The sequence below is a fragment of the Ferrimonas sp. genome, from assembly GCF_048263965.1.
In the GTDB taxonomy this organism is placed as follows: Bacteria; Pseudomonadota; Gammaproteobacteria; order Enterobacterales; family Shewanellaceae; genus Ferrimonas.
On sequence record NZ_JBLXDO010000002.1, the window covers coordinates 114,740 to 133,408 of the forward strand.

General features: G+C 53.2%; 19 protein-coding genes and 1 other RNA gene. 7 read left to right on the plus strand and 13 right to left on the minus strand.

Annotated features, from left to right (window positions below):
• Positions 1-672: 672 nt before the first annotated feature.
• From ACN0RV_RS03330 to ACN0RV_RS03340, 3 genes are all read left to right on the plus strand, one after another.
• Positions 673-1,065, plus strand: coding sequence for a hypothetical protein (locus ACN0RV_RS03330; protein WP_417345555.1), 393 nt, complete (start codon positions 673-675; stop codon positions 1,063-1,065).
• 11 nt (positions 1,066-1,076) lie between these two features.
• Positions 1,077-1,277: a hypothetical protein gene (locus tag ACN0RV_RS03335; RefSeq protein ID WP_417345556.1), complete on the plus strand. Its 201-nt coding sequence runs from the start codon at positions 1,077-1,079 to the stop codon at positions 1,275-1,277.
• 691 nt (positions 1,278-1,968) lie between these two features.
• The gene (locus ACN0RV_RS03340) at positions 1,969-2,790 is read left to right on the plus strand and encodes a hypothetical protein (RefSeq protein ID WP_417345558.1); all 822 of its coding nucleotides are present in this window, start codon (positions 1,969-1,971) and stop codon (positions 2,788-2,790) included.
• A 99-nt stretch (positions 2,791-2,889) separates the two neighbouring features.
• Here the strand turns inward: ACN0RV_RS03340 and ACN0RV_RS03345 are convergent, their stop codons facing one another.
• The 7 genes from ACN0RV_RS03345 to ACN0RV_RS03375 all read right to left on the minus strand — a co-directional run bounded on the left by ACN0RV_RS03345 (position 2,890) and on the right by ACN0RV_RS03375 (position 9,890).
• The gene (locus ACN0RV_RS03345) at positions 2,890-3,924 is read right to left on the minus strand and encodes an IS481 family transposase (protein ID WP_417345559.1); all 1,035 of its coding nucleotides are present in this window, start codon (positions 3,922-3,924) and stop codon (positions 2,890-2,892) included.
• Between the two features lie 323 nt (positions 3,925-4,247).
• Complete coding sequence (locus ACN0RV_RS03350) at positions 4,248-4,553, minus strand: helix-turn-helix domain-containing protein (RefSeq protein ID WP_417345561.1); 306 nt, start codon at positions 4,551-4,553, stop codon at positions 4,248-4,250.
• An 84-nt stretch (positions 4,554-4,637) separates the two neighbouring features.
• Positions 4,638-5,675: a TniB family NTP-binding protein gene (locus ACN0RV_RS03355; RefSeq protein WP_417345563.1), complete on the minus strand. Its 1,038-nt coding sequence runs from the start codon at positions 5,673-5,675 to the stop codon at positions 4,638-4,640.
• Positions 5,675-7,573: a Mu transposase C-terminal domain-containing protein gene (locus ACN0RV_RS03360; RefSeq protein WP_417345565.1), complete on the minus strand. Its 1,899-nt coding sequence runs from the start codon at positions 7,571-7,573 to the stop codon at positions 5,675-5,677. The genes ACN0RV_RS03355 and ACN0RV_RS03360 overlap by 1 nt, the downstream gene beginning before the upstream one ends.
• Before the next feature lies 1 nt (position 7,574).
• Complete coding sequence (locus tag ACN0RV_RS03365; RefSeq protein WP_417345567.1) at positions 7,575-8,192, minus strand: TnsA endonuclease N-terminal domain-containing protein; 618 nt, start codon at positions 8,190-8,192, stop codon at positions 7,575-7,577.
• 135 nt (positions 8,193-8,327) lie between these two features.
• An RNA gene (gene ffs / locus ACN0RV_RS03370) (signal recognition particle sRNA small type) lies at positions 8,328-8,424 on the minus strand.
• 131 nt (positions 8,425-8,555) lie between these two features.
• A complete protein-coding gene (locus ACN0RV_RS03375; RefSeq protein ID WP_417345847.1) occupies positions 8,556-9,890 on the minus strand; it encodes an SLC13 family permease in 1,335 nt (444 codons plus the stop codon).
• 497 nt (positions 9,891-10,387) lie between these two features.
• On the opposite strand from ACN0RV_RS03375, the gene ACN0RV_RS03380 reads away from it, so the two are divergent.
• From ACN0RV_RS03380 to ACN0RV_RS03390, 3 genes are all read left to right on the plus strand, one after another.
• Positions 10,388-10,672 (plus strand): ComEA family DNA-binding protein, encoded by a 285-nt coding sequence (locus ACN0RV_RS03380; RefSeq protein ID WP_417345569.1) that lies wholly within the window; start codon positions 10,388-10,390, stop codon positions 10,670-10,672.
• A 189-nt stretch (positions 10,673-10,861) separates the two neighbouring features.
• Positions 10,862-11,767 (plus strand): UTP--glucose-1-phosphate uridylyltransferase GalU, encoded by a 906-nt coding sequence (gene galU, locus ACN0RV_RS03385; protein WP_417345578.1) that lies wholly within the window; start codon positions 10,862-10,864, stop codon positions 11,765-11,767.
• A gap of 124 nt (positions 11,768-11,891) precedes the next feature.
• Positions 11,892-12,581 (plus strand): hypothetical protein, encoded by a 690-nt coding sequence (locus ACN0RV_RS03390; RefSeq protein WP_417345585.1) that lies wholly within the window; start codon positions 11,892-11,894, stop codon positions 12,579-12,581.
• Here the strand turns inward: ACN0RV_RS03390 and ACN0RV_RS03395 are convergent.
• From ACN0RV_RS03395 to ACN0RV_RS03405, 3 genes are all read right to left on the minus strand, one after another.
• Positions 12,499-13,233, minus strand: a complete 735-nt coding sequence (locus ACN0RV_RS03395; protein ID WP_417345587.1) for an ElyC/SanA/YdcF family protein — start codon at positions 13,231-13,233, stop codon at positions 12,499-12,501. The two genes, ACN0RV_RS03390 and ACN0RV_RS03395, sit on opposite strands and share 83 nt — an antisense overlap.
• Complete coding sequence (mak, locus tag ACN0RV_RS03400) at positions 13,233-14,129, minus strand: fructokinase (RefSeq protein ID WP_417345589.1); 897 nt, start codon at positions 14,127-14,129, stop codon at positions 13,233-13,235. Before mak ends, ACN0RV_RS03395 begins: the two co-directional genes overlap by 1 nt.
• A gap of 72 nt (positions 14,130-14,201) precedes the next feature.
• Positions 14,202-14,363, minus strand: a complete 162-nt coding sequence (locus tag ACN0RV_RS03405) for a hypothetical protein (protein WP_417345591.1) — start codon at positions 14,361-14,363, stop codon at positions 14,202-14,204.
• A gap of 375 nt (positions 14,364-14,738) precedes the next feature.
• Between ACN0RV_RS03405 and aroG the strand changes: the two genes are divergently transcribed.
• Complete coding sequence (gene aroG / locus ACN0RV_RS03410) at positions 14,739-15,797, plus strand: 3-deoxy-7-phosphoheptulonate synthase AroG (RefSeq protein WP_417345593.1); 1,059 nt, start codon at positions 14,739-14,741, stop codon at positions 15,795-15,797.
• A 639-nt stretch (positions 15,798-16,436) separates the two neighbouring features.
• Here aroG and ACN0RV_RS03415 read toward each other — a convergent pair.
• From ACN0RV_RS03415 to cysC, 3 genes are all read right to left on the minus strand, one after another.
• The gene (locus ACN0RV_RS03415) at positions 16,437-16,985 is read right to left on the minus strand and encodes a hypothetical protein (RefSeq protein WP_417345594.1); all 549 of its coding nucleotides are present in this window, start codon (positions 16,983-16,985) and stop codon (positions 16,437-16,439) included.
• A gap of 300 nt (positions 16,986-17,285) precedes the next feature.
• Positions 17,286-18,017 (minus strand): 3'(2'),5'-bisphosphate nucleotidase CysQ, encoded by a 732-nt coding sequence (gene cysQ, locus ACN0RV_RS03420; RefSeq protein WP_417345849.1) that lies wholly within the window; start codon positions 18,015-18,017, stop codon positions 17,286-17,288.
• 47 nt (positions 18,018-18,064) lie between these two features.
• Entirely contained in the window at positions 18,065-18,664 is a 600-nt protein-coding gene (gene cysC / locus ACN0RV_RS03425; RefSeq protein ID WP_417345595.1) for an adenylyl-sulfate kinase, read from the minus strand.
• Positions 18,665-18,669 lie beyond the last annotated feature (5 nt).

Sequence of the window (18,669 nt, forward strand, 5' to 3'; positions counted from 1 at the left end):
CATTTAATTAGGCAATTCTGCCTAAAATATTGTTCATGAATAGAGCGTGCCACGCGCGTATGTGCAACAGTTTCTGAGGTAATCACGATTGCTCCATTGTTAACGCTTTCTCCAGCACCTAGCACCACTAAAGGAGACAGTACGGGTTATTAGTGTCTACTTTAAGAAAGCATCAAAGGGCATAAAGGATCCTTCATTGTGGTTTCTGCTGACCCAATCTGCCTTTTGTGATGATGACTAAGAAATTTAGATTGTTGAGATAGCCATATTCTGCTGATAAGTTGGGTTAATGTTGGTATTAGCTCCTACTTTGACGTGCAGATATGATGCAAGGTGGTTAGGGCGAAAGGCGGAAATAGAGAGCTAATTAGACTGGTTTAGAGAAGAGAGATTCAGGCTCCCTAATCCAAATCACTGGAGTCTGAATGTTGTTCCCGGTTGTTTACTGATTGGAAGATGTTGTTTCGGGTGCAGTACCGCGGCATGCGACTTGTTTCGTACATGATGAATGGCCTCTTTATCGGTTGATTTAGCAGAGCCATTGGCCTGAGTGTGCTGCTGAAAGAGGGTTATTTGAGTTCCTGCTCTGCTTCGGCACCAGAGTCTTTCAAGACCTCACCGGCGTCAGTGCGCAGCCACTGTAAAAGCTATTCAGATTGAGGAAGCGAGTAGATGGACCTGGTTGCGTTTGAGGCATTGATAGCGGTCGGTATCGACGGGGCTGCGGCTGTTTTGCTCTTAGAGTCAGGGGCGGGCGCTGCTGAGAGCAGGGTAATGCGTGACTTCCAAAGACTTGGGACAGAAGGTTGGGTGAAGAAGCTTTGTCATGAATCAACTCAAGTTAAAGAGGAGGTGTCCAGGCCAGGATTCTATAAAGTGGTGGGGCAGGCCACGCCTGATGATGACAGCTTGAACTACGTTTATTTACGTATAGTGAAACAAGATAGAAATGAGGTCGGCAGGCAGATTAAAGGACATCGGATATATCAAGCTGATGACCAAGCTCAGTTTGGTGAGGAGTTTGGCATTTGGGTTGATGAGCGGCTTACAACAGCCATTGAATAAGGGATATCAGGATGAAGTGGTCCATGGATATTTTAGCAGTTGGAGGAGGTGGAGCGGAGCCTGACGGGCTGAGAGCAGACGGGGGCAGCGTGGTCCAGTCGGCCTACGATGCCATGCCGGGCCAGATTTTTGAGTTCTTCACTAGTCATCCGATGCTGGTGGTGATGATATTGCTCACCCTGGTGGTCGGCGGTTCATCGTGGCGACGATGATTCGTCATTGGTTTTTGTTGATCATTACAACTAACCTTTCAGGTTTCTGATTTTACTCGAATCACATGATGAGCTATACCTAATGTTAGGTAGGGCGGTTTGGTACTTGAATGGAGTCAAGTTGCCGTCTATCAGCAAGCGAGGGAACGCTTATGCTTATCTTTGCAGGGCTTTTTTCCACCATTTTCCACATCACGGTAATCTACGGTGCAGTGTCAGATAGCCACTCTAAACTTGGGATACCAACTGAGAGTCTGGTTGTTTTGATGGTGATACAACTGTTATCGCTGACGGCGGTTATCTGGTATGTCCTCAGGTCTTCTTGATTAACGTCTGGGTACCCATCTTGAGTCGCCCCCACTTCCATTGACACAACCAAGCGTTCCAATGACCGCAATGTGGCGTCAGGAGTCTTTGGCATTCTCCCTGGTAGTTAAGACGAACCAGGTTACCAGTTGATGCCAGCTCTGGCGCCAAAGCCGGTCATTGTGCCTATACGCAAACTTCAGTAAGTACGAACTCTCAGCTTCACTACAAGAACAGTACCAAAGTTGACTTAAGTAATTGATTTGCAGGGAGTAGCTTGCTAACTTGTTCTCACTTTATCCGGTGTTAATACGAATTCTCACTTTCACTCCGTTATACGGAATTCCCATTAATACCCTGTTAGGGCAATCACAAGGAATCAACAATGAGTGATGAAATCGAAGGTGTAGAAGAAAGCAAAATCCCAGAAAGCGGAAAAGTATCAAAAGTAAGTCGTGGTGCTTTAACGGCCGTGGGTGGTGCAGTCCCTTTCGCCGGTGGCATTTTTTCGGCTATTGTTGGTGCTTGGTCCGAGCACGAACAAGGTAAGGTCAATCGCTTTTTCGAGCAATGGGTTCGTATGCTTGAAGATGAGTTGAAAGAGAAAGAAGAAACGATCATCGAGATCATGGGAAGACTCGATCTTCAAGATCAAGCGATTTCTGAGCGAGTTGAAAGTCGCTCCTACCGGTCTCTTATAAAGAAGACGTTCAGGGAGTGGTCCTGCGCTGAAAGCGAAGATAAACGTGAATATATACGGAACATTTTGGCAAACGCAGCAAATTGTCAAGTTTCCAGTGATGACGTGTTGAGAATGTTTATCGATTGGATTGATATTTATTCGGAAATGCACTTTCAAGTTATAGGTGCAATCTATAACAGCGACGGGATTACTAGAGGACAGATCTGGAGGAAGATTGGTAAGGGGCGGGTCCGTGAAGACTCGGCAGATGCGGACCTATATAAACTCCTATTTAGAGACCTCAGTACTGGGGGTATCATTCGTCAGCACAAAGACAGAGACTACTTTGGAAATGTGATACCTCAAAAGACACAAAGACGCCCAAAAGGCAGTGGTCCAAAGCCACCAGTATCTGCATTTGATGATAATGAAGGTTATGAACTCACTGCTCTGGGTCGGCAGTTCGTACATTACGCAATGACTGATCTGCCAATGAGAATTGAATTCAACGCGTCGTCAAAGTAAAGCCCTAACAAGGCGCTACAGGCGGATCGCAATAGTTGTAGTAATCCAGACTTCACCTGACAGTTACCGGCTTTTCTCGACGTGACTGTCAGGTCGAAATCAGCTCAGTGACTTCTCTTCCCAAGCCGATTTTCCATCAAGCAAAGTGGCCATTGGCGTCCTGCCACAGCACATTTTGCCCTGATGGGTTCGTTCAGTGTTGTAGTGTTCGAGCCATTTATCCAGTTCAGACTGAAGCGCCTCCAGGGAGTCGTATATCCGCTTTCTGAAGGTGATCTGGTAGAACTCCTGCAATATCGTTTTATGGAACCGCTCACAGATGCCATTGGTCTGCGGCGAACGAGCCTTGGTCTTGGTATGTTCGATGTCATTGATGGCCAGGTACAACTGGTAATCGTGTTGCTCAGCCTTGCCGCAGTACTCAGTACCCCGGTCGGTCAAAATCCGCAGCATCGGCAGGCCATGTTCGGCAAACAGAGGTAACACCTTATCATTGAGCAGGTCTGCCGCTGTGATGGGCGTCTTGGTGGTGTACAGCTTGGCGCAGGCCACCTTGGAATAGGTATCAACGAAGGTTTGTTGGTAAACCCGGCCAACACCCTTGAGCGTGCCGACGTAGAACGTATCCTGCGACCCCAGATAACCTGGATGGTGGGTTTCTATCTCACCACAGGCTTCATCATCGTGCTGCTTGCGCTCAAGTGCTGTCACCTGAGCTTCAGTGAGGATAATGCCCTCCTCAGCCACCTTGGCCTCGAGTGCTTTTAAGCGCAGCTTGAAGTTCTCTAACTGGTGCCTGAGCCAAATGCTCCTGATGCCACTGGCTGAGACAAATACACCCCGTTTTCTAAGTTCGTTACTGACCCGAACTTGCCCATGTGCTGGCTGCTCAACGGCGTACTCCACCACAGCCCGTTCAACGGCTTCATCCACTCGGTTCTTGACGTTTGGCCTGCGGCGAGACTTATCGATGAGGGCATCTACGCCACCGTTGTCCATAGCTGACTTGTAGCGATAGAAGGTGTCTCTAGACAGGCCCATCACCTTGCAGGCCTTAGAAACGTTACCCAGCTCTTCTGCCAAATTCAGCAAACCGAGCTTGTGTTTGATGATACGTTGGTTACTCTGAATCATGAGGGTTACCTTTTGCTTTGTTGAATGTTTGGTCACAATCAATCAAAGTCGGTAACCCTCAGTTTTTCAAACCAAGTGTCAGGTAAAATCTGAACTAACCCACAATAGTTTGGTTGGCTATTACTCGTTCCTATCTGATTTTAGCCAATCCACCTGCTCCCGCTGAGTGGAGCGTTACTGATGACCGCTTGTGGCGGGAGCAGCCCTTGGATATTTCAATGGTTAGTTGCTTATTAACTATGATGACGGACGGTTGAAACATCACCGGCGCAGCCTCTAAGAATAGAGGCTTCAGATGACCTGTTTGTCTACATGCTAGCTAATTAGGCCTTGATATTACTCAAGGACTTGAACAGGCATTCCTGCTTCTCTTTCGGCAACTGAGCAACCGCACAAAGGATCTTTGCCAGAAGTTCCTCTTCGCAATAAAAATACGCAACTGGCACCCCCAACTCGGCGGCGATACGTTGCATCGTCAGGTAGTCAGGGATGTGCTTCCCCTTCTCGTACTGATTCATCCTGGCACTGGCGGTGTTAGGGTCCATACCCAAGCGCATCCCCAGCTGCTGCTGGGTGAGGCCCGTCGCTTTCCGGGCACTCTTTAACCTGAGCGAGATCGGTGTTTCCATTTATCTTCAACTACCTGGATTGGTTCAGATAGCTAAGATTTTCTTAGTTGGTCAGCAGCAAGTGTACTAAGGATATCTTAGTTTTTAGCTTCTATGAGGCTTTCTTAGTGAAGTACTCATGCTGAGTAGTTGAGAAATGGGAAGCTGAGCAGCAAACTTTGTATCAATGATGGGGTTAGCGTCCTTTGGAGCACTGAACTCATAACGTGAATAGGCCTCCACTTCACATGCTTGGATCTCATCGACAGGTAGCTCAAAGGGATTCAGTTTCTCCTGAGACAGCATGCCGAAGGATTGCGCCAGATGTTCATTTCGGAGAGTTTGAGCCCGAAGTCTTAGCGCCAGGGCAACTGCCTCATACAGCAGTTCCTTCAAGGTTCTTAAACATCCTCTGCTTGCTGAAAACAAGGCGTAAGTGGTATGGCGCTTTTCCAGTTTCGGTGGCGTCTCAAATGGCATCCGCATGGCGAGGCCCTTCAAGAACCGGGTGAAGCACATGTAGTCCTCAGACAATTTGAAGTACGGGATGAAGCGCCGGTTGATAAGGCGGCTGCCCCACTGTGGTTCCTCAGCGATCTTTGCTGCCCAGGGCATACCCACCAATACAATGGGGATCGCAGCTTGTTCACTGATAAACTTCAACCGATTAGCGATATCGGCACGCACACTTCCAGCTTGAAACTCAAGCAATTCATGGAACTCATCGATGATTATTAACTCGGTACCACAACGATTAAGGAGTCTGATCAGTGACTCCGTCAGTGACTGGTCATTGCTCTTCCCCCGCCTTATTGTGCTAAAAGGCTGGCCGAGATCTTTGTGGAGCTCAATAATGGTCGATTCCAGGGTTGCTTTACTGGGAATCCGACTGAGAAGTACTGGGCGGTGAGCATAGCCACCATGCTTATCTTGAGGAACTCGTTGCAGGTAATACTTAGTAAGCTCCGTTTTTCCAACCCCAGTATCCCCCGTTACCAACATGCACTGCTGACCACCGCCTAATCGATGGTTGAACCGTAAGCGATCAAAATCAGCAAAGATCTGGGTTACTAGCGTCTGCTCCACAAAACAGTTTTTGAATGCCGCAAGTGCTTTTAGGCTTTCTTCACTGATCTCATTCATCAGTACGGCTCTAGCCCAGAGACGATGTCATCCCAGTCCTCTTCACTAGGAATTGGTGTGCTTTGTCCCTTTTGCTCTATGCTCTCTGATTTCACTGCCGGTTGCGCCTCAGGTACGATGCTTCCGGTGGTCGAACTTGATACATTTTGGTGTCTCGCGACCTTAGCAACCTGCTTGATCTTTTTACGGCCCTTGCCTCTTTTAATCTCCTCAACCTCCTGCTCAATCAACTGGTGGAGTGACATTCGCACTTGAGCCAAGCTATCGAGGTCTAGCTGGCCCTTGATGAACTCTCTATGTAAGCGGCAATTTACCTTGTGCTGCTGCAACGAAAGTCCTTTGGTGTAGTCTACTGGATCCACACAGGGGATCTTCAGGTAGCCCTCTAAGCGCTCAACATAAACGTGGATACAGGAAAGATCATCGGGATTGGTTTTGACAAGCAGCGATGGCTGCTTCCCTCGCCCTCGGTTAACTACGTGGTATTTTCGTAAAGCTGCGAGTTCATCGCTATCGTAGCGAAGATTGTGAATATGGATCCCACCACGGCGATGCTGACGATAGTCACTTAACGCCAAGACAACCTCTAGCTTCTTCTGGTCTTCTTCCGACAATGGCAGGGGCGGCAACGTCGCAACGGCTTCATGCCAAGCCACGTAAGGCGGAGGCCTGGTAAACCGTGTATCCGTGTCCTGATGGTAGGAATCAATCACCCAGCGGTGGAAGACCTCGTTGAAAGTGCCAAACCGGATTACTGCATCCTTGGACGGATTGTAATCCTCCCTCTCAAGAATGCTCGCGAAGGTCTTACCCGGCATTGAAGTCAATACTTCGCAGTTAATCGTCCGGAACATACGTTCCACCAACGGTTTCAGCCATGGACGCTTAACCGGATTAAACTGAATGTTGCTGACCACTTCCAAGCACGACTGTTCCAGACTTTTACTCCAGAACTCTGCCCCATTGTCCACAACTAATGTTTCGATCTTGCCATGGCAGGGCCAATCATGTTGAAGCTTGGGGAATTGCCGGCATATCTCATCCTTCGGTTTCATTGCATTGGATAACGCCATCTTCACCGAATAGTAGCTCGGCTCTTTGTAACCAATATGAAACCCCACGATACAACGACTGTAGCTATCAATTAGTAATGTAAGGAAAGCGCGACCTAGCGGGATTCTCAGCTCATCATCGAGCAAGATGACATCAAGCGGCGTGTGGTCAATTTCCACCCGTTCAAGTACGCGAACCGCAGGTGTATGGGCACCAATTGAATTGAACTCAACATCTGCCTTGTACTTACCATGGCGGGCTTTCATTACTTCATAAGGGGGCAAGCGGTTTATACGATCTAAAAACGCTCTGTAGGATATAGGAGCGATGTGATCACCGAGTAAACTAGCGTTTTCAGCCCGTATCGAGGCAGTGTAATACTGATGATAGACAGCCGATACAGAAGGGCGCTCTGGGACTAAATAGCGCTTTACTGCCTCATCAAAGAACCGCTGTTCGCCAGAGGAGGTCCGAGATTTAGAATTCCCCTTATTCGCATGCCTAGGAACCAACGAGCGTATCGAACCTCCTGATGTTTTGTAAGCCCGCCACCATTCAGCAAGCGTTCGCCAACTTGGCGCCGGTTTTCCAATATCCCTCTCCGCAACAGCTATCAGAGGCTCAATGTTCTTCTGTGTCCATCCTCCTTCCAGGTGATCCCGGAACCAGAGAACATACTCCACTCTGCGGAACGTCTCCTCTTGAACAGAGGGGGGATAGCTGGCTATATCCCGTTCGATCAGCTCTGGCTCACCGTCTGAGCAACTCTCTTCGGATACCGGTAACTCTGGGACATATTCATCCTCAAAGCTCAGAAACGCCGCTTTAGAGGGCTTAGAAGTCATGTTAACTCCAAACCCTGGTGTCTAGCCCTAATTCAGCCCCCACTAGGTCTGTCGTCAGTTGGCCTTTAGCAACAAGCGCAAGAGTCGTTGCCAGCACTAAACCTGGTTCCTCTCCACACTCGCTGACCAGATCGACTACTGAAATTATCCCTAGATATTTCACGAGTTTCAGTAGAATCAGGTGTAAGGGCGTCGCAGACTGAAAGCCGGAGTAACGGTGCAGCAGCTTAAGATTATTGAGTATGGGGTTAACGCGGATCTGCCTGTCCGTTACCAAGACCAATGAGATCCCTAAGGCTTTGGCTTGTATCTGCTTGGCATGGAAGCGACTACGGAATTCACTACGAAGAGCTTTTCGCTGGGGTTTCACCTCGATAAAACGGCGCATCCCGCGCTCAACCACTGCAAAATCTGGGGTGTAGGGGCAACTTCGACCGTTGAACGAGTAGTAAAAACCTTCGGGTTGAACTTCAAAATGCTCAATTTCAGGAGAGTATTCGAAGTGAAAGCAGGCGTCGAACTCAAGTGAGGATTCAAGCGTCAATACCCGGCCCATTTTAGGACTGGCAAAACGAAAGAGGTTTTTGACCCGAGAGTAGCCTAGCTTGCGCCGATACATCCGCTGACGCCTTCAATGTAGGATTTCTACATCAAAACATAGACTATGCAGGCTTTAACTGCCAGTTATGCAGCTTATTGCTTCCGCTATGCAGACTTATGGGTAAAGCGACAAGGATAGCTGTAAAATTGGTGACGCCCCCAGCCACATCCCGGCACATGCGTCACCCGCCTTGGCTGCTCCCTTCCGGGCCTGACCAGGTAAACGAATTAGCATTGCGAGAGGACCGGGGGCGTCATAGACATGAGCCCTTAAAGGCAGGCGCATTATTACTGATGCGCCGGAGTGTTGCAAGAAGAAAGGGGCGAACTTGAGCCGTCGCGCATCTGTTTGCGCAAGCATTGCACAGTCCGCCCCCAGGGATTACCAGAGAATCAGTGACAGGCCGTAGATAACCGCAATGGCGATGATGTTGATCATCACTCCGGCCCGAATCATCTCGGTCTGGCGAATGTAACCGGCTCCAAACACAATGGCATTGGGCGGCGTTGCCACCGGCAGCATGAAGGCACAGGAGGCGGAGAAGGCAATCACCATAGACAGCATTACCGAGGAGATTCCCAGAGCCTCGGCGATGGAGGCAAACACCGGCACCAGCAGGGCCGCACTGGCTGTATTACTGGCAAACTCGGTCAGCAACACCACGAACACCGTGGTCGCCAGAATGAACAGGGCCAGGTGGGAGGATCCGAACAGGTTGGTGACCTGCTCCGCCATAAAGACACTGGTTCCTGTGGTTTTCAGCACACCGCTCAGAGTCAGGCCGCCACCAAACAGCAACAGCACACCCCAGTCGGTGGTATTCTCAATCTGCTTCCATTTCACCAGTCGCAGAATACCCAGGGCACCTACCGCGCTGAGCGCCACGAAGGTATCGAACTTGGCGATGCCTCCCAGGGCCTGGCTCAGGGGTTTGGAGAAGATCCAGGCAGCCACGGTCAGTGCAAACACCGCCAGGGTGCACTTGGCATGGCCCGTCAGGCGCCCTTCGCTGGCACGGAAGTTAAAGCTCTGGTTGAGGTTAGGCTTAACGAAGAAGTACAGGGCACCAATGGCCAGGGGCCACAGCAGCAGTACCACAGGGATACCATACTCCAGCCACTCGAAGAAGCTCAGACCCACTTCGGCGGCAGCAATGGCGTTTGGCGGGCTGCCCACCAAGGTGCCGATACCACCGATGTTAGCGCTGTACGCCACACCCAGCAGCACAAACACATAGGTTCTGTGGTTCTCCTCTCTGTCCAGTTGAGACAGCATCCCTAGGGCCAGAGGCAGCATCATCGCCGCAGTGGCCGTGTTGCTGATCCACATGGACAGCAACGCCGTCACAGAGAACAGCATCAGGGTAGCCACCGCCAGCTTGCCCTTGGCCATGTTGATCACCTTGCTGGCGATCATCTTGTCGATCCCCTGGGCGTTCAGGGCTGCGGCCATCACAAAACCGCCGAAGAACAGGAAAATAATCGGATTGGAGAAGTTGGCCATCGCCTTGGGCATGGTAAAGATCCCCAAGGCCACCGCCAGCACCGGCACCAACAAAGCGGTAATGCTGATGTGAATCGCCTCTGTCAGCCACAGGATCGCAATGCATACCAGCATCGCCAACCCTTTGTTGATCTCAGGGTCAAATGGCAACCAGGCGATCAGAGCTGCAAACAGCGCCACATCGCACAACAGGATAATCATCTTCTTGTCCATCAGCGAGCTCAGGTACCCCTGCTCAGTCGCTCCCTGGGACTGTGTGATTTCGGACATAAATTTCCCTTTAACCAAGTGTGTTTTTTCTTAGGTTACGGGGGAAAAATGAGAAGGCACAAGCGGCCAATTTCAGTAATTTGATACCGAATGCCGCTCAGCACACCGTCCAAAACTACCAAACTGAAACTTATCGGCGGTCCAACTCTTTGCTAAAACAACCGCCCCATCGGGCAAGGTTAGACCAAAGGCGAATGAAGCAAAGTTTCATCCCAGGCGCCATGGTCGATTTTTGTTTTTTACCCCAAAAACAATATTCGTGACCACGGCCTCACGGCGCAAAAGACGCTTCGTGATCGCAGTCACAACCATTAATGCCTGTGATGGAAAAGATGACCTGCGACAATCACAAGAAATCACATTGACGCCAACCCCCTTAAGCTAACGTCATAGGTGTGCCCCAGCTGGGGTAAAACTGGTGAAACCAAGGAGAGAACACCATGATAAAACACCTGATTCTGTGCTCAGCTTTGATGTCCGCCCCTCTGTTCACCTTTGCTGAGGAGCCCACTCAGGCCGCCGAACAGCAGATGCAGATCAACATCAATACCGCTGATGCCGAGCAGATAGCGGCTCAAATGAAGGGCGTGGGTTTGAGTAAGGCCAAGGCGATCGTTGCCTACCGCGAGCAAAACGGACCCTTTACCGACCTGGCCCAACTGACCGAGGTGAAAGGGATAGGCGAAAAAACCCTGGAGCAAAACAGCGGACGACTTCAGCTCTGACCCCGACAAGGGCTGTTCCGATTCCGGGCCAGCCCTCCCCCACGAGTTGGCAATTGCCCTCAAATGGGGCGCCATGCCACTTGAATGATGCCCGGACATCTTGACCCCTTATCGGCAGATAAACGGGCACCCACTGGCAACTTGCCCTAATATGCGGCCCAATGGACCAAAAAAGCAGGGGCCAATCTCATGCACAATCAGAGCGTCAAAAAAGCCGTCATCCCCGTCGCCGGGCTGGGTACACGAATGCTGCCGGCGACCAAGGCCATTCCAAAGGAGATGTTACCTGTAGTGGATAAGCCCCTGATCCAGTATGTAGTCAATGAAGCGATCGACGCAGGCATCACCGAAATCGTACTGGTGACCCATGCGAGTAAAAACTCCATCGAAAATCATTTTGATACCAGCTTCGAGCTCGAGGCGACTCTCGAGAAACGGGTAAAGCGCCAGCTTCTGGATGAGGTTCAGGCGATCTGTCCCAAGGGAGTCACCATCATGCACGTCAGACAAGGGGAAGCGAAGGGGTTGGGTCACGCCATTCTCTGTGCCCGCCCCCTGGTAGGCGACAACCCCTTCGCCATCATATTGCCCGATGTGTTGATCGACGACAGTGCCGCCGATCCGAAGCGGGACAACCTGGCGCAGATGGTCCATCGCTTCGAACAAAGCCACTCCAGCCAGATCATGGTGGAATCCGTACCCGAAGCCGAGGTCTCCAGCTACGGCATTGTGGATCTTGGAGGGGCTGAGCTGCTGCACGGCGACACTGCTCCCATTAAGAAGATGGTGGAAAAGCCCGAGCCGGAGGATGCGCCCTCCAATCTGGCGGTGGTGGGTCGCTACGTGTTGTCCGCCAACATCTGGCCTCTGCTGGGCAAGACTCCGCCGGGGGCTGGCGATGAGATTCAGCTGACCGACGCCATCGACATGCTGCTGGACCAGGAGCCTGTCTGTGCCTATGCCATGAAGGGGAGAAGCCATGACTGCGGCAGCAAACTGGGCTATCTCAAGGCCAACGTCGAGTACGGCATGCGCCATCCTCAGCTTAAAGAGGAGTTCCTAACCTACCTAAAACACCTCGGCAAGAGTCTCTGAATAGCAGACGAAAAACAGCGCCCAATGGCGCTGTTATTTTTTCCATCCCTGACTATTCTTAGTGTGTCATTGAATTCAACTCGTGCTGATTTTCAGCTGATACGAGTGGAACAAGGGGCTATGAATGGATGTACTCACATACTCACCCAGGAGTCGGCATTATGGCCAACCCCTGTTCCTGGGAGCCTTGATCAGTCTGCTGACTGCCCTGGGCTTCGCCGTCAACTTCGGCAGCCTCTATCCTCTCACCATCGGTTGGGTGCTGGTCTCGGCAGTGGCTCTGGCCGTCGCCATGGGACACATCCGGCAGGGGCGACACAGCCTCATTGCCGACGACCGCGGCGTACTGCTGCTCATTGATCAAACCGTCGTCCCCATCCGCTGGGACCAGATCCAACGCATCGACTTCGTCAGCGAGCTCCAGCTCCTCGGCATCCGTCTGAAAAGCGACGCCCGAGTTTGGCAACAACTGAGCCCAAGACAACTAAGACGTTGGTGCCGACTCAGCCAGCAACAGCTGAAACAGTTTGGCGTCCCCGCGGTCACCGATGGCCTGCTGGCGCAACCGGATCTGCTGCACCAGCAACAGTATCTGAGCGATCAATTGGCCCAGAAAAGCGGTTTCCACATTCTGCTTTCGGAAAGTGAATTCGCCACTGGCGTGGACATCATCAGCGCGGAATTAAGGCTAGCGCACCAAAGATCCATGGTGCGCCGCGCTCGCCGGGAAGCTACTGTGACGCCAATCGACGCCAGAGTAAACCAAGATACTCATGAAGCGCCCGCTCTGAGGTCTGGAGATTCGAGGCACTGAACTTCCACCAAGGGGCACCACGGCCAATAAAGTCCGTGGGCGCCGCCACTGCTTTTACCCCTCTGCTGAGAAACAGCGCCATCACCCTGGGCATATGGGTGGCAGAGCTGACCAGAATCACCTCCTTCTCCCCAAATCGCTCCCTGAACAGGCGCGCCTCCATGGCGGTGTCCAGGGCGGTGGGAAAGGTCACTATCTGCGTTGCTGGAACCCCCATCGCCTCGGCCGCAGATTCGGCAACCACAGCATGAGGCAGGGGATCCTCCCCGCCCCAGCCACTGAGCACCAGGATGCTGTCCGGGTTGAGCCGCTGCAGCCTCACCCCTTCGGTCAGGCGGGCCAGGGCGGTATCAGACAGTTGCTGGTGAGCCATGGGACTGATGGAAGAGTCATGGCCTGAGCCCAGCACCATGATCACCTCGGCCCTCTGGCCGGTCCAAACCGGATACTGCTGCTCCAGGGGACGAGCCAGCCACTGACTGCCAAAGCTGGAGCTGAGAAACAGCAGCAGCGCGGGCCCCGCCAGCACAAACGCTCTCCCCAGGTGAGGACGACGCCGGGACAGCCACAATCCAAACAGGATTGACAGGACAGCCAGGGGTATGGGAAGCAGCAGTGCCGAGATCCCTTTCTTAACCCAGAAACCCAGCATCAGCGTCCCCAGAGCCAGGCAGCACCGCGCACCCCGGATGAATCCCCGTGGCGGTTGGCCACCACCTGAGTGACGCACTCTCGGCCCAGGACATCGGCAGCCAAGCGGCGGTTCAGCTCTGGATAAAGCTCGTCGATGTTGGACATCCCCCCGCCCAGCACAATGATCTCCGGATCCAGCAGGTTAACCACATGGGCCAGGGCACGACTCAATTGATCACAGTAGAGTTCAAACACCTGGCTGGCGGCAGGCTCCCCCTGACGCATGCGGTGGATAATCTGGTCGCCAGGAAGGTTGTGGGAGGTCAGCTGACTGTACTGGCGGCTAAAGCCCGTCCCGGAGACAAAGGTCTCGATGCAGCCACGGCGTCCGCAGAAACACGGAGATCCCGGGTACTCCTGTGGGGTCATCCAGGGCAGCGGATTGTGGCCCCACTCTCCGGACAGGCCATTGGCTCCCACCAGGGGTCGCTCATTGACGGCGATTCCTGCTCCGCATCCCGTCCCCAGAATGATACCGAACACCAGGCTCTTACCCTGCCCGGCTCCGTCCACCGCCTCGGACACGGCAAAACAGTTGGCGTCATTGGCCAGGCGCACTTCCCGATTCAGGAGTTGGGAGAGGTCCTGATCCAAAGCCTGACCGTTAAGACACTGGGTGTTGGCATTCTTCACTTTGCCGGTTTGAGGAGAGAGCACCCCGGGGATTCCGACTCCGACACTGCCGGTCAGGGTCAGGTTGGCTTCCGCTCTTTGCACCAGGCCGGCAATGGCCTGGAGAATTCCCTGATAGTCTCCCTGGGGGGTGGCAACTCTCTCGCGCCACAACTCCTGTCCCTGATCGCTGAGGGCGATCCCTTCGATTTTGGTTCCGCCCAGATCAATTCCGATTCGCATAACCGTTAATGGCCAGTCTATTGTTCCAATTTAGGTATCAAAATCATAACAGAGTTTGTGCGGCGCCCCATCCTAGAACAACTTGGTCAACAGTCCGAGGACGCCAGTTGCGAAAAGCAGAACCACCACTATGGGGAAAAACAATCTGTCGGGAGGGGCAAAGCGGTTACGCCGCCACAGGGCCAGATCAGACCATTTGCCTTTATGAACCTTATCGGAGTGGAGATTGGGCATGTCGGCCTCCTTAGAGGTGGGTTGCCGGATGGGGTCGAGCAGATGTCATTCCCTAGACCAAGTATATCAGCACTCTGTTGACACTATGATGACACCCTGGGCCGAGCCTCCGTGAAACGGACAAAAAAAAGCCACCCCAGTTTGGCGTGGCTGTACTAAGAATTCTGTAGCAAAGGAGATGATGATGAAAACAGGCATACCTAAATGCGTTTACTGTTGATTCAGAGTCCCTGGATCGCAAAAAGTTCATGGATTTTTGAAAAAAGTTGCAGAGTCTCCCTTGCCTCTTAGACCGCCCCTCATTTAGAGTCGGAGTGGGACCCCCAACCGGATTAGGTATCTTTCTAATTAAAAACATATTTCTGGAGTCGCATTATGTACTACCAAACCGATGATGTTCGCATCGACAAGATCAAAGAACTGCTGCCCCCCATTGCGATTCTGGAACGATTTCCCCTGGACGACCGCGCCGCCGAGACCGTCTATCAGGCCCGCCAGTCCATTCACAACATCCTGAACCGTCAGGATGACCGCATGCTGGTGATCATCGGCCCCTGCTCCATTCACGATCCAGAGGCTGCCCTGGAGTATGGCCGGAAGCTGGCCAAGCTGCGGGAGGAGCTTAAGGATGATCTGGAGATCGTCATGCGGGTCTACTTTGAAAAGCCCCGCACCACGGTAGGCTGGAAAGGCCTCATCAACGATCCCATGATGGACAACAGCTTCCGCCTCAACGATGGCCTGCGCACCGCCCGCAAATTGCTGCTCGACCTCAACCAGATGGGGCTGCCGACCGCCGGCGAGTTCCTGGATATGATCACCCCCCAATACGTCGCAGATCTGATGTGCTGGGGAGCCATTGGTGCTCGTACCACCGAATCTCAGGTACACCGGGAACTGGCGTCCGGCCTGTCCTGTCCGGTCGGTTTTAAGAACGGTACCGACGGCACCATCAAGATCGCCATCGACGCCATCAACTCCGCCAGTGCCCCACACCATTTCCTGTCGGTCACCAAGTACGGTCACTCCGCCATCGTGGCCACCACCGGCAATCAGGACTGCCACATCATCCTGCGCGGCGGCAAACAACCCAACTACAGCGCCGACGATGTGGCCGCCATCACCGAGCAGCTGCATAAGGCCGCCCTGCCCGCCAACATCATGGTGGACTTCAGCCACGCCAACAGCCGCAAGGAGTTCAAGAGGCAGTTGGAGGTCTGTGAGGATGTCTGTGCCCAGGTGGCGGGAGGCGATCTCAATCTGTTTGGCGCCATGGTGGAAAGCCACCTGGTAGAGGGTCGTCAGGATCTCAGCCTGACCGAGCCCCTGACCTATGGTCAAAGCATCACCGACGCCTGCATCGGCTGGGATGACAGCGCCAAGGTGCTGAAGAACTTGGCAAAAGCCGTTAAGAAGCGCCGCAGCGCCAACTGATCCCAACAGCGGGGCCTTTCGAGGCCCCCAAAAAAAACGCCACCTCAAGGAGGTGGCGAAAAGAATTTAGGGAGATGATGAAACCAAATTCGTTACACCTATATAGAGCGTTCCCACTCCGCTTAGTTCCCGCTTTCCCCAACTTTTTTCAACGTTTCTTACCTATCTAGCACGCTCCCTAAAAAAAACGCCACCTCAAGGAGGCGGCGCAAAGTAATTCAGGGAGATGAAGATGAAATCAAATTCGTTACAGAGTAATAGAGTCCTCACCTTCCAGATAGTTCCGACACTTTGCGATTTTCTCCCATTCTGATGCTGCAGCCGGTTGTGCCCGGCTCACACCACCAAAAAAACGCCATCTCAAGGAGATGGCGCAAAGTAATTCAGGGAGATGAAGATGAAACAAAATTCGTTACAGAGATATAGAGTCACTCTCTGCGACTTAGTTCCCTCCTCTCTCCGTTTTTTTCTGGCTCGCCCAGGGCTTGGCAGATAAACAAAAAAAACGCCACCTCATTGAGGCGGCGCGAAAGAATTTAGGGAGATGATGAAACCAAATTCGTTACACCTATATAGAGTCACGACCGGTGACAAAGTTCACCCTGAACCAAAAAAATCTTCAGCCCCTGTGCACAACGCCTATTTCTGAGGCTGAATCACCACGAAGCCACCCTGCTCCAGGGAGGCAAACCAGATCCCCTGATGCACCCAGTAGAGGCGGCCGCTGACCCGGACCTGGCTCTTAGGTTCAGGCAGCTGAGACACCGTCTGGCCCGGTTTGTATCCAGGCTGGTGCTTTTCCCTGGCACCCAACACCCGGTAACTGCCCGCCCGGGGGGGAGACTCCAGTCGGTAGTTGTCTCCCTGGCGCCGATAGTACTGTCCATTAATCAGTTCATAGGCGATGCCATCGACGATGATGGTCCGGGCAGCCCTGGGCTTCTTCGGGCGGTCATCATAGTAGTGTCGCCGGTAATGAGGGCCATGGTAGTAGGAACGAGGGTAGAAGGGGGAGTAGCGATAGTGGTGGCGCCTGTAGTCATAATAGTGACGCGGATAGCCCGAGCCGTACCCGACCACTACGGAGATGCCGCTCACGGCCGCGGCGCCGTAGTCCCTGGCCTCGGCCGTGCCAGCGAACGCAAACACCAGAGTGGGAATGATCCACAGAACAGCGGCAGCCCTCACTGTCCACCTCCTTCAGTAGCGGGCGCGATGACTTAAGTATACAAACGGCGGGCCAAAGATGCGCGCCCACTGAGTTCGGGGCCAGAAAGGGCCTGGAGGAAAGAAAATCGCCTAGGAGAAAATTCGTTTAAAACAGCAACTTCAAAAAAAGGAGGAAAAAAAATCAATTTTTTTACCCCTTTCTTTGAACTTTCTCAGGAATGGCGACTCTGACCCTATGTAACAAATTGAACTCAGATTTGTTTCATCATCATCTCCATATTTTTCTGCCACCTCGATTTGGGGTGGTTTTTTTTGTCCTCAATCCGCCCCTTTGGCCAGAAAATGGGGGTTGAGCAGCGAGGGCTTGGCGTTGTAAAGCAGCTCCCCGCCCTCCATCAGCGACAGATCACCGCCGGCCCCCAACAACACCGCATGGGCGGCGGCGATATCCCACTCACTGGTGGGCCCCAGCCTGGGGTAGAGATCGGCCTCCCCCTGTGCCAGCAAGCACAGCTTGAGAGAGCTGCCCACCGACACCCTTTCCACCTCACCCAACGCCTTGAGCCAGCTGGCCAACTCGGGGGAAGGGTGGGAGCGGCTGCACACCACCCGGGGAACCGCCCTTTGAGGCTTCGCAGTGATAGCGGTCCTCCGCCCGCCTTCAACCAGCCAGGCCCCCAGCCCGGGACCGCCGCTGTAGCTTCTGGCCAATGCCGGTGCCACCACCACACCCAAGACCGGACGGCCATGCTCAATAAGCGCGATATTAACGGTAAATTCGCCGTTCTCGGCAATAAACTCCTTGGTGCCATCGATGGGGTCCAGCAGCCAGTAACGGCGCCACTGACGCCTCTGCTCCCAGTCAGGCACACCTGACTCCTCCGAGAGAATCGGCAGCCCCGGAGTCAGGCCACTGAGCCCCTTGACCAATACCCTGTGGCTGGCCAGATCCGCCTCGGTCAGCGGAGTACTGTCCCCCTTATAACGGGTCTGTGGATTGCCGTAGTGAACCATGGCCGCCTCGCCAGCCTCTAGGGCAATGACTTCCATGGCTTCGAGGAGGGAGAGGCGCTGAGTTCGGGTTAAGCTGTCCAGATTCAAGGGGTAAGCACTCCGTGGCGTTTTAGGTAATCCACTATCTTGTCCACCGCCTGCTCGGTGTCAAGCCGGTCGGTCTGAATGTGGATCTCCGGGCTCTGGGGCGGCTGATAGTCTGAGTCGATGCCGGTGAAGTTGCGAATCTCTCCCGCCCTGGCTCGGCGATACAAGCCCTTGGGATCCCGCTGCTCACACACCTCCAGGGGGGCATCGACAAACACCTCGATAAACTGGCCCGGAGCCAGGGCGTCCCGGACTCGCTGCCTGTCCTCGCGGAAGGGAGAGATAAATGCGCTCAGGCACAGGGTACCGGAGGCCACAAACAGTTTGCCCACCTCGCCGATACGCCGAATGTTCTCCACCCTGTCCTGGTCACTGAAGCCCAGGTCACCGTTGAGGCCGAGACGGACATTGTCGCCATCGAGCAGATAGCTGTGCACCTTTTGGGTCACCAACCTCTGCTCAAGGGCGTTGGCCAGGGTGGACTTGCCGGAGCCGCTAAGCCCGGTGAACCACAGCAGTGCACTGCCATGCCCCTTGAGCCGGCGGCGCTGCTCCGGGCTGACCGTATGGCTGTGCCAGGTTAGATTCTCTGTCATTGTTA

Excerpts from the sequence above, each read along its gene's own strand:
- ACN0RV_RS03375 (WP_417345847.1), bottom strand. The coding sequence starts at position 9,890 with ATGGACAAGAAGATGATTATCCTGTTGTGCGATGTGGCGCTGTTTGCA.
- ACN0RV_RS03345 (WP_417345559.1), bottom strand. The coding sequence starts at position 3,924 with ATGATTCAGAGTAACCAACGTATCATCAAACACAAGCTCGGTTTGCTG.
- ACN0RV_RS03395 (WP_417345587.1), bottom strand. The coding sequence starts at position 13,233 with ATGCTGGGTTTCTGGGTTAAGAAAGGGATCTCGGCACTGCTGCTTCCC.
- ACN0RV_RS03365 (WP_417345567.1), bottom strand. The coding sequence starts at position 8,192 with ATGTATCGGCGCAAGCTAGGCTACTCTCGGGTCAAAAACCTCTTTCGT.
- mak (WP_417345589.1), bottom strand. The coding sequence starts at position 14,129 with ATGCGAATCGGAATTGATCTGGGCGGAACCAAAATCGAAGGGATCGCC.
- ACN0RV_RS03360 (WP_417345565.1), bottom strand. The coding sequence starts at position 7,573 with ATGACTTCTAAGCCCTCTAAAGCGGCGTTTCTGAGCTTTGAGGATGAA.
- ACN0RV_RS03405 (WP_417345591.1), bottom strand. The coding sequence starts at position 14,363 with ATGCCCAATCTCCACTCCGATAAGGTTCATAAAGGCAAATGGTCTGAT.
- ACN0RV_RS03330 (WP_417345555.1), top strand. The coding sequence starts at position 673 with ATGGACCTGGTTGCGTTTGAGGCATTGATAGCGGTCGGTATCGACGGG.
- ACN0RV_RS03355 (WP_417345563.1), bottom strand. The coding sequence starts at position 5,675 with ATGAATGAGATCAGTGAAGAAAGCCTAAAAGCACTTGCGGCATTCAAA.
- ACN0RV_RS03350 (WP_417345561.1), bottom strand. The coding sequence starts at position 4,553 with ATGGAAACACCGATCTCGCTCAGGTTAAAGAGTGCCCGGAAAGCGACG.
- ACN0RV_RS03340 (WP_417345558.1), top strand. The coding sequence starts at position 1,969 with ATGAGTGATGAAATCGAAGGTGTAGAAGAAAGCAAAATCCCAGAAAGC.
- cysC (WP_417345595.1), bottom strand. The coding sequence starts at position 18,664 with ATGACAGAGAATCTAACCTGGCACAGCCATACGGTCAGCCCGGAGCAG.
- ACN0RV_RS03380 (WP_417345569.1), top strand. The coding sequence starts at position 10,388 with ATGATAAAACACCTGATTCTGTGCTCAGCTTTGATGTCCGCCCCTCTG.
- ACN0RV_RS03390 (WP_417345585.1), top strand. The coding sequence starts at position 11,892 with ATGGATGTACTCACATACTCACCCAGGAGTCGGCATTATGGCCAACCC.
- cysQ (WP_417345849.1), bottom strand. The coding sequence starts at position 18,017 with ATGGAAGTCATTGCCCTAGAGGCTGGCGAGGCGGCCATGGTTCACTAC.
- aroG (WP_417345593.1), top strand. The coding sequence starts at position 14,739 with ATGTACTACCAAACCGATGATGTTCGCATCGACAAGATCAAAGAACTG.
- ACN0RV_RS03335 (WP_417345556.1), top strand. The coding sequence starts at position 1,077 with ATGAAGTGGTCCATGGATATTTTAGCAGTTGGAGGAGGTGGAGCGGAG.
- galU (WP_417345578.1), top strand. The coding sequence starts at position 10,862 with ATGCACAATCAGAGCGTCAAAAAAGCCGTCATCCCCGTCGCCGGGCTG.